The organism is Leisingera sp. M658 (assembly GCF_025144145.1).
Lineage (GTDB): Bacteria > Pseudomonadota > Alphaproteobacteria > Rhodobacterales > Rhodobacteraceae > Leisingera.
In genome coordinates this window covers 2,387,246-2,400,725 of the sequence record NZ_CP083546.1, presented here as the reverse complement: position 1 = coordinate 2,400,725, position 13,480 = coordinate 2,387,246, and the positions used below count along the sequence as shown (strand labels likewise).

Annotated in this window: 11 protein-coding genes and 4 pseudogenes; 9 read left to right on the top strand and 6 right to left on the bottom strand. The window is 61.1% G+C overall.

The genetic code is table 11. The annotated features are described in order from the left end of the window. Positions 1-40: 40 nt before the first annotated feature. Positions 41-892: pseudogene (locus K3724_RS11955) on the bottom strand (transposase); the annotation flags it as partial. Here K3724_RS11955 and K3724_RS11950 point away from each other — a divergent pair. From K3724_RS11950 to tnpB, 3 genes and pseudogenes are all read left to right on the top strand, one after another. After that, complete coding sequence (locus K3724_RS11950) at positions 785-1,048, top strand: hypothetical protein (RefSeq protein ID WP_259992724.1); 264 nt, start codon at positions 785-787, stop codon at positions 1,046-1,048. The pseudogene K3724_RS11955 and the gene K3724_RS11950 overlap by 108 nt on opposite strands. 84 nt (positions 1,049-1,132) lie before the next feature. Beyond that, a pseudogene (locus tag K3724_RS11945) lies at positions 1,133-2,562 on the top strand (IS1182 family transposase). 356 nt (positions 2,563-2,918) lie between these two features. Then, a complete protein-coding gene (gene tnpB / locus K3724_RS24000) occupies positions 2,919-3,089 on the top strand; it encodes an IS66 family insertion sequence element accessory protein TnpB (RefSeq protein WP_409201379.1) in 171 nt (56 codons plus the stop codon). Here the strand turns inward: tnpB and K3724_RS11940 are convergent. Continuing rightward, on the bottom strand, positions 3,078-3,209 hold the full coding sequence (locus tag K3724_RS11940; RefSeq protein ID WP_259985061.1) for a transposase: 132 nt from the start codon (positions 3,207-3,209) through the stop codon (positions 3,078-3,080). The two genes, tnpB and K3724_RS11940, sit on opposite strands and share 12 nt — an antisense overlap. 260 nt (positions 3,210-3,469) lie before the next feature. On the opposite strand from K3724_RS11940, the pseudogene K3724_RS11935 reads away from it, so the two are divergent. Then, positions 3,470-3,988, top strand: a pseudogene (locus K3724_RS11935) (IS481 family transposase); the annotation flags it as partial. A gap of 57 nt (positions 3,989-4,045) precedes the next feature. On the opposite strand, the pseudogene K3724_RS11930 reads toward K3724_RS11935, so the two are convergent. The 4 genes and pseudogenes from K3724_RS11930 to K3724_RS11915 all read right to left on the bottom strand — a co-directional run. Beyond that, a pseudogene (locus tag K3724_RS11930) lies at positions 4,046-4,165 on the bottom strand (integrase); the annotation flags it as partial. Positions 4,166-4,345: 180 nt separating this feature from the next. Then, on the bottom strand, positions 4,346-4,708 hold the full coding sequence (locus K3724_RS11925) for a transposase (protein WP_259985059.1): 363 nt from the start codon (positions 4,706-4,708) through the stop codon (positions 4,346-4,348). Positions 4,709-5,094: 386 nt separating this feature from the next. Further along, the gene (locus K3724_RS11920; RefSeq protein WP_259985056.1) at positions 5,095-6,345 is read right to left on the bottom strand and encodes a Xaa-Pro peptidase family protein; all 1,251 of its coding nucleotides are present in this window, start codon (positions 6,343-6,345) and stop codon (positions 5,095-5,097) included. Continuing rightward, complete coding sequence (locus tag K3724_RS11915; protein ID WP_259985054.1) at positions 6,342-7,130, bottom strand: 2OG-Fe(II) oxygenase; 789 nt, start codon at positions 7,128-7,130, stop codon at positions 6,342-6,344. The genes K3724_RS11920 and K3724_RS11915 overlap by 4 nt, the downstream gene beginning before the upstream one ends. Before the next feature lie 109 nt (positions 7,131-7,239). On the opposite strand from K3724_RS11915, the gene K3724_RS11910 reads away from it, so the two are divergent. From K3724_RS11910 to K3724_RS11890, 5 genes are all read left to right on the top strand, one after another. Continuing rightward, positions 7,240-8,094 carry a LysR family transcriptional regulator gene (locus tag K3724_RS11910; protein WP_259985052.1) on the top strand — a complete coding sequence of 285 codons (855 nt, stop codon included), beginning with the start codon at positions 7,240-7,242 and terminating at the stop codon, positions 8,092-8,094. A gap of 110 nt (positions 8,095-8,204) precedes the next feature. Continuing rightward, a complete protein-coding gene (folE2, locus tag K3724_RS11905; protein ID WP_259985050.1) occupies positions 8,205-9,308 on the top strand; it encodes a GTP cyclohydrolase FolE2 in 1,104 nt (367 codons plus the stop codon). Between the two features lie 290 nt (positions 9,309-9,598). Continuing rightward, positions 9,599-10,390, top strand: a complete 792-nt coding sequence (locus K3724_RS23850) for a hypothetical protein (RefSeq protein ID WP_311200174.1) — start codon at positions 9,599-9,601, stop codon at positions 10,388-10,390. Positions 10,391-10,437: 47 nt separating this feature from the next. Beyond that, complete coding sequence (locus K3724_RS11895) at positions 10,438-11,886, top strand: TrkH family potassium uptake protein (protein WP_259985047.1); 1,449 nt, start codon at positions 10,438-10,440, stop codon at positions 11,884-11,886. A gap of 179 nt (positions 11,887-12,065) precedes the next feature. Next, positions 12,066-13,304 (top strand): aspartate kinase, encoded by a 1,239-nt coding sequence (locus K3724_RS11890; RefSeq protein ID WP_129370346.1) that lies wholly within the window; start codon positions 12,066-12,068, stop codon positions 13,302-13,304. Positions 13,305-13,480: the final 176 nt, after the last annotated feature.

Below are 13,480 nucleotides of genomic sequence, written 5' to 3'. Positions count from 1 at the left end.
AGCAGCTTCGTCGTTGATCTTGTAAGTGGACGGCTTGGTTGTCTGCGACGACGTGCAGTTTCTTTTGCCCAAGCGCTGTCTTCGCCACCTTGGCCATGGGAGCCAGCTGATCGCGGTCAAAAACCTGGTTGGTTACCTCGTGCGCCACGATCAGATGGGTGCCGGTATCACCGCGCTTTGGACGTTGTAGCCCACATGGCCGTTGCCACGCGCGCTGGTCGCCATGGCGCGCGTCCGGGTCGGTCAGGGAAATCTGCCCATTTGGCGCATCCGCCAGAGCCTTCTCCATCGCCTTAAGGCGTTTAACTTCCTGCCGGAGCCGCCCATGGCGCTTACCTAGATGCGCGAGCCTTTCCACCCTGGCTTCTCCGGCTTCTTGCCGGTCAATGCGGACCATCTCGTCGATGTAGCGCTCGACATCAGCCTCAAGATGGGCCAATCGGCTTGCAATCTTGCGCTTTGTGAAGTTCCGGTCCCCGTTATTGACGGCCTAGAACTTGCTTCCGGCAATGGCGACGCAGGCCCCTTTGAGGACACCAGCACGGCGGCACAGTTCCAGGATTTGAGCGCAGGTCCGGCGAACGGCGGCGCCGTTGTCGCGGCGGAAGTCGGCGATGGTCTTGTGGTCAGGCACAAGGCGCCCGGTCAGCCACATCACTTCGATGTTGCGCCCGGCCTCCCGCTCAAGGCGGCGGCTAGAGGGGATGTAATTCAGATAGCTATAGATGAAGAGCTTTAGAAGCACGGCGGGATGATGCCCCGGCCGCCCGGTTCGTGCAGGAGCGTGACGGCTGAAACCCAGCGCAGCCAGATCGAGTTCCTCGACGAAGAGATCGACCACACGGACCAGATGATCACCGCAGATCCAATTTTCAAGCCGTTCCGGAAGCAGTGTTGTCTGATCCCGATCTACGCCCTCGATAAAACCTGCCAGATTAACTCCCGCTGCCCGTCTGGAGATTACCATGCTAGGGAGTTTCCACACAGCCTCGGCTTCGAGCTGCCCAATGCCAGTGCGGCACCCCGGCGCGGCAGCAACGGCGGCTGAGGGCCTGTTCTGTTGAAAAACCCGGGTTGTTTTGGGTGTTGAGTGCTGATTCACTTTCCGCGAGGCAAGCGGAGGTGCGTGGCAATGATGGGGCCACGGCAGGAAGCGCAGGGCGCGCTGTTCTATGAGTTCCCGATCGAGGATCATGTCCCGCAGGATCACATGCTTCGGGCGATAGATCGGTTCGTCGACCTGTCTGGCATCCGGCGGCACCTGGCTCCTTTCTACAGTTCGGCCGGCAGGCCGCCGGTTGATCCGGAACTGATGATCCGGATGCTCCTGGCCGGTTACACGATGGGCATCCGCTCGGAGCGGCGGCTCTGCGAGGAGGTGCATCTCAACCTCGCCTATCGCTGGATCTGCCGCCTCGATCTGACCGGCCCAGTGCCCGGCCATTCGACCTTCTCAAAGAACCGGCACGGCCGGTTCCGCGATAGCGATCTCTTGCGGCATCTGTTCGAGACGGTGGCCGCGCGCTGCATCAAGGAAGGATTGGCGAGTGGTCAGCGCTTTGCGGCGGACGCCAGCCTGATCCAGGCCGATGCCAACCGGCAGAACTCGTCGCCGCAAGCGGACTGGGCCCCCGAGAAGATCAACCCCGAGAACGCGCCGCGCGCTGTCAGGGAGGATCTGGCGACGCTCGGCGATGCGGCCTTCGGCGCGGCCAGCCCGGTAAAGCCGAAGTTCACCTCGCATTCCGATCCGGCCTCGCAATGGACCGGCGCACGGGGTGGACCCGCCTATTTTGCCTATTCCACGAACGACCTGATCGACACCGGCAATGGCGTGATCCTCGATGTCGAGGCGACCCGCTCGATCCGGCAAGCCGGGGCCGGTGCCGTGCGGACAATGGTGGATCGGGTGAGCGATGCCTTCGACCTGAAACCTGAACGCCTGATCGCCGATACCGCTTACGGCACGGGCGAAATGCTCGATTGGCTGGACCGGCAGCGCAGGATCGCCCCGCATATCCCGGTGATCCACTGCCCGGCAGGGCATTGCGCAGCAATGTCCCGAGAGGGGACAAGTCCGGGCGCAAGGACGGCACCTTTGAACGGGCCGGCTTCACCTAGGATGCCGGGAACGACGCCTGCATCTGCCCTGGCGGCAAGGAGCTCAAGCAATACCGGCGCGCGTTCACGACACCCAGATCGGGCGACAATAAGGACGGCACCCTGCGCTACCGGGCCCGCAAACCAGACTGTGAGGCCTGTGCCCTGAAGCCGCGGTGCTGCCCCAAGGAGCCGCAGCGCAAAGTGACGCGCTCGATCTTTGAGCCCTCTCGCGACGTGGCCCGCGCCATCGCCCAAACCACGCAATACGCGATCTCCTGCAAGCTCAGAAAGAAGGTCGAGATGCTGTTCGCCCACCTGAAACGCATCCTCGGTTTGGGACGGCTCCGATTGCGCGGCCCATGCGGCGCGCGCGACGAATTCCACCTCGCAGCCACCGCCCAGAACCTCAGAAAGCTCGCAAAGCTGCTACCCCTGCCGCAAACGCCGCGTCCGGCATGAAGAGCGGAGAACGCGCTTTGTTGTAGAAGGCCGCAGGGCCGCGGAAATGCCGGGTTTTTCAACGGAATAGGCTCAATGCTGCCTAATGCCAACGCCGCAAGCACCGCGATAGCAGTGGGACGGAACCGGTCATCAGCAAAAAGGGCTAAGCCTTTGAATTTCAGCCGTCTCTTTTGCGGCGCTGTCGTTCGCGTCCAATGAGTCGACCTATGCGCCGCAAGCGGAGAAATTGGGCACTGAGCCCATTTGTTCACTTTCATGGTAAGCGCCCGGTTTCTTTTGCCTGCTTGATTGTTTCCTAATGATCTAAGACACGTGCTTAGCGACGTCGTTGTCTTGCCTGCGGCGTCACAGACATGCGCAAAGGCATCGCGGGTTTTTCAGCCCTTGCCCAGGATGTTCTGCGCCAGAAGCCCGCGGGCGGTGCCGTTTTTTGCCCTCCGGGGTCGCCGCGGCGACCGGCTAAAGCTTTGTATTGGGATGGTCAGGAGTTTTGCCTTTATTACAGACACCCGCTACGCCGATAGGTGGTTGGGACGCAGATCGTGCCGCTCAGCCACCTCGTTCATGGTCACACCCGGAACCAGCGTTTCAGCAACAACGCGCCCCTTGTAAGCATTGCTCCAGCCGCTTGCCAGACGGGCCAACAATGAACTCCAGTCGGCCAATGTCCTCCATATGGTGCTCAACATGCCCTAGGTGTTTGATCCCATGGTTTGATGGTGGGATCTGTTCTTTGGAATGGAACGAAGCACTATGGGACAAGTTCGTCACGGGAGCGCCACGCACTGTCACCTGGCAGGCGGTTTGCATGGCAAATCTGCCGAGAGGGCACGCACGCCGTCAGAGCAGCAATACAGCGATCCGCTGCCCGGCAGGGTTATGCGAAGCATGATCCCGAAAGGGACAAGCTTCGATCGCGGCACTGAGCAAGGAGCTGGACATCAATCCCAAGACCGTTGCGAAGTGGCGCAAGCATGCGACGGTGGAGGATTTTAGGACCGGGCCGAAGGAGCCGCGTTCAACCGTTCTCTCCGAAGCGGAGGAGGCAATGATCGCCGCATTCCGGCGGCATACGCTACTGCCGCTGGATGATTGCCTTTATACTCTCCAGCCGTCGATCCCGCATCTGACGCGGCCGGCGCTGCATCGGTGCCTTCAGCGGCATGGCATCTCGCGCTTGCCGGATGCCGCGGGTGACAAGCCAAAGCGGCAGCGGTTCAAGCGATACCCCATCCACTGCCCGGCAGTGCATTCGCAACGCGAATGTCACGAGAGAGACCGGACCAGCAAGTTCGCCATCACCCAACTCGTGGACAAGGCAGATCGCAAGACAGCTTGGGAGCCCCTCGAACACCTGCTCAAAGCCGTTCCTTACCGGATACATACGATCCAGACCGATAACGGCATCCAGTTCGCCGAGCATACCCAGCTGAAAGGCGCGCAATTCCTCCGGCGTTGCGTTATCAGGCGCGCGCCCCGGAAACCGCGTGAAGTCAGGCATCGCACGCAGATACTTCGTCTGTGTTTTGGGCTGAAGCCCCTTGATCTGCACGTCTTCGGCAAACCGCTGGCGTAGTTTGGGAACATATTGGTCTGACATCGAAACCTCCTGTCATCAGATTGAGAAGGTCCCAATCGTCAGACAGGCACGCCTACCCGCCAAATCCACAGTACAAATCAGCGCGATCCAACCGCCACAAACGCCAAGACCGCGTGAGCGGTTTCGTCCCCGTCCCGCAGACTGTGACTTGGTGCGCGGCGCAGCAAATGTCGGGAGTTGCTAAGATGCTACGCCGTAGCGAGTTGATATCTGCCCTTCTTTAAGAACGGTGTTCATGATCGCAATGAGCTTGGACATGATGGCGGTAAGGATGAATTTCGATGGTTTTCCACGCGCCTTAAACTTGCCCCGAAGCCGCGGGTCGCTTCGCAGAGCTGAAAACGCCGCCACACAAAGGCTTGCCTGTACATCCTTGCGACCACCCGAGACATGGCGGTGGCCCTGATACGTTCCGGACTCTTTCGCATATGGCGCCAACCCAACGATAGCAGCGGCCTCGCCGTTTGTTAAAGAGCTCAATTCCGGCAGTTTCGCCAGACACGTGGCTGCGGTTTTGGGTCCAATGCCTTTGATAGGCAGCATTAGTTCCGCCTTGTGCCGAAACATGGGCGTGGCAGCGGCCGGCTCTGAAGTCCGTTTGTCCAACGCCTCCATCCGGCGCGGCATGGATCGAACGTACCGTTGTAAGGACAAGCCACCGTTTTGACCGCCGCGTGTTCCAGACGATTCTACTCAATCCGCATGATCTTGGCCGGACATATGGCGCGGCGGGTGGCGGGATATTTACGACCGTAAAACCACTGACTTTGGGTCTGCCTCAGGGCCGCCCGCCACCCGATTACCGGATGGCCAGCCAGTAAGCCGGCCGCTTTCAATCTGACAGAGGCTGGATTGAGGCAATATCGAACACATAATCCCGGGGGTGAATTGAGCCGCAGGCTCAAGAGGGGGCAGCGCCCCCGCTTTTTTCACATCTCCCAGGGAAACGTGTCGAGCCGCACCGGCCGGTCTGCGGTGACCAGCACCTGGGTTTCCAGCTTGACCGACTCGGATCCCTTCTCGCCGATCAGGCTTTCAATGCAGATCACCATGTTTTCCTCGAACTGCCCGCCGTGGGCGCCGTCAAAGTCCACATGCAGCGGCACCACCGGCCATTCGTCAGCCATGCCGACGCCATGGGCTGCCAATGAGTAGCGGTAGGGTTGATATGCGTCCGGGATCTGCCAGCTCTTGGCGTTGAACTCGGCAAAACTCAGCCCCGGCTGCAGCAGAGCCAGGTTGTGATCGATCTGCTCCCGAGCCGCCGTGTACAGATGTTTCTGAGTATCATTCATCGGCACATAGCCGCAGGTCCAGCTGCGGGAGAGATCCGCACAATATCCATAGGGGCCGATCATGTCTGTATCGAATGAGATCATCTCTCCCTCGCGGCATTCGCGGGATGAGCATTCCTTGTACCAGGGGTTGGTGTTGGGCCCGCAGGTGAGGAGCTTGGTTTCCAGCCATTCGCCGCCCGAGCGCGCGTTCTCGAAATGCAGATGTGCCCACAGCTCCTGTTCGGTGACACCTGGCACCGAATGTTCGTAAATCCGCGCCATGCCGGCCTCGCAGACGCGGATGGTCCAGCGCATCAGCTCGATCTCATCTGCCGATTTGATGGCGCGGGCGGTCTCGGTAATCTGGCCGCCGTCGATCACCTGAATGCCGTGTTCCGACAGCGCATGCACGCCCTCGGGCTCCATCCGGTCGACGCCCAGCCGCAGGTTTCCGCCGCCGTATTGCTTGATCAGATCCGCGATCTCCGCCGCCCAGGGGGACAGTCTGTCCGCGGCCTTGTCACCGGCGCACATGAACATCCAGCCGATGGCGTTCCTGACCTCGTCAATGCCGGGCAAGCCATTGTTCAGATGCTCGCAGCCCTTGAATTCGAACATGATGCCGGGGCCGCCGTTCAGGATCAGCGCATAGCGGATCGGGTTGTGGGCGGTCCAGACCGACATGTTGGAACAGTCGAAGGCATAGCGGATGTTGACCGGATCATATAGCAGCAGCCCCGCCACGTCCTGACGCGCCATCTCGTCCCGCAGCCGCTGCAGGCGGTAGGCGCGGGCGCGTTCCAGTACCGAATGCGGCAGCGGGGACTTCAGCGGTTTGTCCGCACCTTCGGCATTGAGGAAGACGCGTTTGCGCTCGTCCTTGAAAACAGCCAACTCGGTCACGACGCACGGCCGTAAAAGCCAATGTTTTCCGCGTCGGTGAACCGCACGCCGGGGCGTTCGTAGAAGGTGAAGACGGCGATTACGCGCGTCTTGGCCCCTTTGACGGTGCCCACCCGGTGGGGCGAGTTTTTGCCGCGGAAGATGTTGAGGGTGCCGGGGGCCAGGGTAATGGCGCGCATGTTGGGATCTTCGCCCGCCAGCAGCCGCTCGACGCCCTCATAATTCGGATCGTCATCGCTGCGCAGTTCGGGACTGTAGATGAACTCACCGCCCTCGTCCGGGGATTGCAGCAGCATGGTGGTGGTGAACTCGGACCGGTCGAAATGCCAGTTCAACGCCTGATCGGCCCCATAGGACATGATGTTCAGCCGCGCCAGCGGGTCGTCCATAGTATAGAGGTTTTCTTTGTCCATGGTGGCAGCCATGAACGCGGCAAAGGGCGGCCAGTCATACAGACGCAGCACTGGCGATCCCTGGAACTGATCGGCGCAGAGGGTGAAATTGGACGTCTCAACTTTTTTGAGCGCCGGATGGTCCGGCGCCAGCCCCTCAACCGTGTCTTTGAAGTAGATGTTGTGTTTGCGCTTGTGGTGGAAGCTTTCGGTCTTAAACTTGCCCTGCAGCGCATCTGCGGCGCCTTGGGCCACTTCCGGCTTCATCAGCCCGTCCAGGCTGAACATGCCGTCCTGCGCCAGTTCTGCGCGGCAGCGGTCCACCATGGCCTGCCAGCCGGGGCTGCCGGGGCGGTCGAGCGGATAACGCTCCAGATCAAGAATATCGTGCATGGGATGTTCCTTGGGGTTCTTTTGCTTACACAAAGCCTGCGCGCTGGACGGGGATCTGACCACTATAAAATATCTTGGCGAGCATAAGAAAATCTTGCACTGTGCAGCCATGAAACTGCCGCCGCTGAATGCTCTTCGCGCTTTTGAATGCGCCGCCCGGACCGGGAGTTTTTCGGCTGCGGGCGCGGAGCTGGGAGTGAGTTCGGCGGCGGTGTCGATGCAGGTGAAAAACCTTGAGGACTGGCTGGGGCTGAAGCTGTTCATCCGCCGTGCGAACCAGGTGCGGCTGACCGATGCGGGGCGCGATTATTACCAGAAAGCCGCTATGTCCCTGGCAGAGATCGCCAGTTTCACCCAAGCGCTGACCGAGGGCCGCGGGTACCGTCCGCTGGTGATTTCGGCGACGCCTGCACTGGGGCAGCTGTGGCTGCCGGAACGGCTGAAGATCTTTTCGGGCGTGCGTCCGGATGTGCCTGTACGTCTCCGGATCGAGGATGACAGTATCGACCTTGAGGCTGAGGGCATTGATGCCCGGCTGTCTTATGGCGGCGAACATCCGGATTACCGGACACAGGAAATGTTCACCGACCGCCTGGTGCCGGTTGGCATTGATCCGGGGGCGGATATGCGGACAGCGCCGCTGGTGGAGGTGAGCTGGGGAGAGACGATTTCCTCGGTCCCCGGCTGGCGGCAGTATATTAAGCTGCACGGAATTACCCGCGAAAACCCTGTGGCAGCAGTGATTGCGCAGTCGGTGCCGTCAGTCGTGCCGCTGGTGCAGGCGGGACTGGGTATTGCACTGCTGCCCGAGCAGGTGGTGAGCGGTGAAATCCGCGCGGGCAGGCTGCACCGGCTGGCCGGCCCGGCGCTGGAGATGCCGCGCCCCTATGTGCTGGTGACTGCGCATTACAAGTCGCGCTCACGGCGATTGCGGGCGCTTGCGGGGGCGCTGGGCGTCCGATAAGGCGCCGGTTCTGCCGCATTTGGCGGATCCGTTTTGAAAACTGCCGCTTAACAGTATATGAGGGTGGCCTGCCGGCCCCTATATGGGCCGTATCACTGGGGGTAACGCCGATGAACATTCACAACTGCGATGCTGCAGAGGCGCCTGACCGCAAGGCGGCTGCCGCCGCGCTGGATGTGCTGCGGGCCTGGGCCGGCACTGTGACCGAGACCGAGATCGCCCAGCTGGACCCTGCTGTGGCGCGGCTGCTGCCCGGCCGTGAGGTGGGCAATTACCCGGATCTGTCGCGGCACTACCCCGAAGATTTCACGTCGGACGAGGCCTACCGCGCCACGCTGCCCGACCTGCAGAACGGGCCGACCAGCCTGATCCGCGGTGCGCAGGAGCAGATCCAGCATGTGGGGATTTCAAATTTCCGCCTGCCGATCCGGTTCCACACCCGCGATGACGGCGATCTGACGCTGGAAACCAGCGTGACCGGCACCGTCAGCTTGGACGCCGGCAAGAAGGGCATCAACATGTCCCGGATCATGCGCACCTTTTATAAACACGCCGAGCGCACCTTCAGTTTCGAAGTGATGGCCGCGGCGCTGGATGATTACCTGAGCGATCTGGACAGCCCCGATGCGCGCATTCAGATGCGGTTCTCCTTTCCTGCGCGGGTTCAAAGCCTGCGGTCCGGCCTCAGCGGCTATCAGTATTACGATTTTGCGCTGGAATTGGTGGACCATGACGGCGTGCGCGAAAAGATCATGCATATGGACTATGTCTATTCCTCGACCTGCCCGTGCTCCTTGGAGCTGTCCGAGCACGCCCGCCAGTCGCGCGGCCAGCTGGCGACGCCGCATTCGCAGCGCTCGGTGGCGCGGATTTCGCTGCAGTCGGTGCCGGAGAGCGGCTGCCTGTGGTTCGAGGATCTGATCGAACTGTGCCGCCAGGCGGTGCCGACCGAGACGCAGGTGATGGTCAAGCGCGAGGATGAACAGGCCTTTGCCGAGCTGAACGCTGCCAACCCGATCTTTGTCGAGGATGCGGCGCGTTTGTTTTGCGAGGCGCTGCAGGGCGATTCGCGAATCGGTGATTTCCGGGTGGTGGCCAGCCATCAGGAAAGCCTGCACAGCCATGACGCGGTCAGTGTGCTGACCCAGGGTCCGCTGTTCAAAGCGATGAGCCTGGATCCGAAACTGTTCTCGACCCTGATCCATCAAGGCTAGCCTGCCGGGCGGCGTGCCCGATTTGAAGGCAGGCATACTGCTGACCTCCCGTAATTTCTGCGCTGCCGCATTTTTTATGCTGCCGCGCAGCGAAACATGGTAAACTCCGGGCTGTAGCCTGGAGGATTCTCCAGGTGTTCAGGGGAGCCGTTGTGCATGGGGCAGGGATCTTACACCCGGTTGCCGATGCTGCAGGCCCGGATCTGCTCCGGTGCCGCACCTCTCCTTTTTTGCCCGGCCGCAACACCAACAGGCAGGGTAAAACCAGTGCATGAAGTAAGGAGTATCTGATGAGCAGTTTTCACCAGCACGGCGCATTCTCAGCCCTGGCGCATGAATGGGCAGGTTATACGGCAGGCACGCAGCTGAAGCTGTGGCGGCAGATGACCGAAGCGGCGATTACGGCGCCGCTGGAGCAGATGCGGGCCGCGCATTCCATGTTTGAGTTGCAGCGGAAAATCCTCGGCTTCGCGGTGCCGCCGCGGGCAAGGCCGGAAACTGCACTGCCGCAGACTGCCCAACCGTCAACGCCTGCGAAAGAAGACACTTCAGTTGCGCCCGCAGTGCAAGCCACGCAACCGCCTGCCAGGAAAGCGGCAGAAAAACCTGCCGCCAAAAAGAAGCCGGTTGCCGCAAAACCGGCAGAGCGCAAGGCCGCGGACCAAAAACCGGCCGTGCGGGCTGCTGCAGCAAAGGCAGCTGTTGGTAAATCCGTGCCGGCCGAGGCTGCAGTTGCCAAGCTGGAAGTTGCAGAACCAGTGGCGGCGAAGGCAAATCAGGCAACGGCACACGCAACAGGGAAAACGGCCGCTGAAGCGGTTTCCGAACCATCTGCGGTGTTCCGCGGATCCGCTGCCCGCCGCGGCAGCCCTGAAAAGCAGCAGAACCCTGCGCAGTCCGCCGCAGTGGCGGCAGTGACCAAGTCCTTTGCTGTGCAGGCGCCCGCACCGGAAACGGCGCCCCCGGCTGCTAAGCCGGCGCGATCAGAGAGTGCGGCGCCAGGCAAACGCCCGCGCAAGCCGTCCAAACCGCGCAAGATGCCCGCACGCAACGCTGTAAAAGCCGGCGAGGGCAAGGAATAGCGGCGCAGGCTTGACACTTACCGTGCGCAGGTCCAACGCTGCCCCGCATGTTGGATCTCCGCCCGGTAGGATATGTCATCGGCCTTTTGGTCGTCATTTTGGGAGCCATGATGCTGTTCCCGCTGCTGGTCGATCTGCTGGATGGCCGTGGCGAATGGCATGTGTTTCTTGAAAGTGCGCTCTTCACCATTCTCGTCGGCGGGCTGCTGGCCTTAAGCTGCGCCAATGGCGTGAAGGAGGGGCTGAGCATCCGCCAGACCTTTTTGCTGACCACCACCGTGTGGCTGGCGCTGCCGCTGTTCGGGGCGATTCCGCTGATGCTGGGGGCAACCGAGCTGCGGTTTGTTGATGCGTTTTTCGAGGCGATGTCGGGGTTGACCACCACCGGATCAACAGTGATTTCGGGGCTGGACGACCTGCCGCGCGGACTGCTGTTGTGGCGCGGCATCCTGCAATGGCTGGGCGGTATCGGCATCATTGTTGTGGCGATGGTGTTCCTGCCCGAGCTGCGGGTCGGCGGGATGCAGATCTTTAAATCGGAAAGCTTTGACACCTTTGGTAAAATCCTGCCCCGCGCGCAGGCGATCGCCAAGCAGATCTCGTTGATCTACGTGTCGCTGACCATGGCCTGCATGCTGGTCTACATGGTGATGGGCATGGGGCCGTTTGATGCGCTGGTGCATTCCATGACCACCATCGCCACCGGCGGGTTTGCCAATTACGACACCTCTTTCGGGGCCTTTGCGGGACCGGTGGAATATGCGGCGGCGATTTTCATGATCCTCGCGGCGCTGCCGTTTGTGCGTTATGTGCAGCTGATCAACGGCCATGGCACGCCGATGCTGCGGGACAGCCAGATCCGCGGCTTCATGATGACGCTGGGCATTCTGGTCGCTGTGGCAGCCGGGGTTCTGTATTACGCCAATCCGCACAGCGGTGAACAGGCGCTGCGCTCGGCCCTGTTCAACATCACCTCGATCATGTCCGGCACCGGTTATGCCAGTGCGGACTACATGCAATGGGGCAGCTTTCTGGTGATGATCTTCTTCTTCACCGGGCTGATTGGCGGTTGTGCGGGTTCGACCGCCTGTTCCGTCAAGATCTTTCGTTACCAGCTTTTGCTGGCTTCGGTCAGAACGCAGATCCAGCGCATCCGGTCGCCGCATGGGGTGTTCTTTACCCGCTACGAGGGGCGTCCGGTGGACGCTGAGGTGCTCAGTTCGGTTATCTCATTCTTCATGTTCTTTGTTGTAACGCTGGGCGTTGTCGCCTGGGCGCTGGCGCTGACCGGCCTGGATTTTGTGACCGCAGTGTCCGGTGCCGCGACTGCAGTGGCCAATATCGGCCCCGGTTTGGGCGATACCATCGGGCCGGCGGGCAATTTCTCCACCCTCAATGATCCGGCAAAATGGATCCTGAGCGCGGCGATGCTGATCGGGCGGCTGGAGCTGATGGCGGTCTACGCGATGCTGACTGTCCGCTTTTGGCGCAGCTGAGCGCCCCGCGGATTGGCTGAAATTGCGCAAACCGGACCTTGTGGCGGTTTGCCGCGCTGAAACGGCGGCCTGAACCGCAGCTTCCTTGCCCGATGGGGCTGCCCGCTATTGCCCTTAAGAGACCGCTCGCATATGAGGCACGGGACTGAAACCCGCAAGCGCAGGGAGACCCGCTCCATATGCCCGTACTTGTGATGAAATTCGGCGGCACGTCCGTCGCCAACCTGGATCGCATCCGCCGCGCGGCCAAACGCGTCGGTGTTGAGGTGGCCAAGGGCTATGACGTGATCGTCATCGTGTCGGCGATGTCCGGCAAGACCAACGAACTGGTCGGCTGGGTTGATGAGACCTCGCCGCTGTATGACGCGCGTGAATATGATGCGATTGTGTCTTCGGGCGAGAATGTGACCGCCGGCCTTATGGCGCTGACGTTGCAGGAAATGGATGTTCCCGCCCGCAGCTGGCAGGGCTGGCAAGTGCCGCTTTTGACCACCTCGGCGCACAGCCAGGCGCGGATCGAAGAGATCCCGCCGGAAAACATCCGCGCCAAGTTTGATGAAGGCATGAAAGTGGCGGTTGTGGCCGGTTTCCAGGGCATCAGCCCTGAAGGCCGCATCACCACGCTGGGCCGGGGCGGTTCGGACACCACCGCGGTGGCCTTTGCGGCGGCGTTTGAGGCCGAGCGCTGTGATATTTATACCGACGTGGACGGCGTTTATACCACCGACCCGCGGATTTGCGACAAGGCGCGCAAGCTGGACAAGATCGCGTTTGAGGAAATGCTGGAGCTGGCGTCGCTGGGCGCCAAGGTGCTGCAGACCCGCTCGGTTGAACTGGCGATGCGCTATAAGGTGAAGCTGCGCGTGCTGTCGAGCTTTGAGGAACAAACTGACGAGGCCGGTACCCTGGTCTGCGCCGAGGAGGAAATCATGGAATCCAATGTTGTGGCCGGTGTGGCCTATTCCCGTGACGAGGCCAAGCTGACCGTGCAGTCGGTGGCCGACCGCCCCGGCATCGCGGCAACCATATTCACTACCCTCAGCGATGCGGGTGTGAATGTCGACATGATTGTGCAGGATATCTCGGACGAGGGCCGCACCGATATGACCTTCTCCTGCCCGACTGACCAGGTGGCGCGTGCCGAACAGGCGCTGCTGGCCATCAAGGAAAAGGGCGAGCTGAACTATGCTGAACTCTTGGCCGACAAGGATGTGGCCAAGGTTTCTGTGGTTGGTATCGGTATGCGCTCGCAGTCCGGCGTGGCCGCCAAGATGTTCAAGGTGCTGTCGGATGAGGGCGTCAACATCAAGGTGATCACAACCTCGGAAATCAAGATCTCGGTGCTGATCGACCGCAAATACATGGAGCTGGCCGTACAGGCACTGCATGACGCGTTTGAGCTGGAAAAAGCCGGCTAGGCGCGGGCCGGAAAACCATTTTCTGTAAATTGCAAAGGCGCCGATCGGGCGCCTTTGTTGTGTCTGGCCTGTGTCTGGCGGTATTTTGCGCAATGCCGTGTCAGGCTGCTCTGATTGCGGGCAATGCTGCAAAAACACTTGGACTTTTTCCCCTGGGATGGGACAAGTGGGGGGAG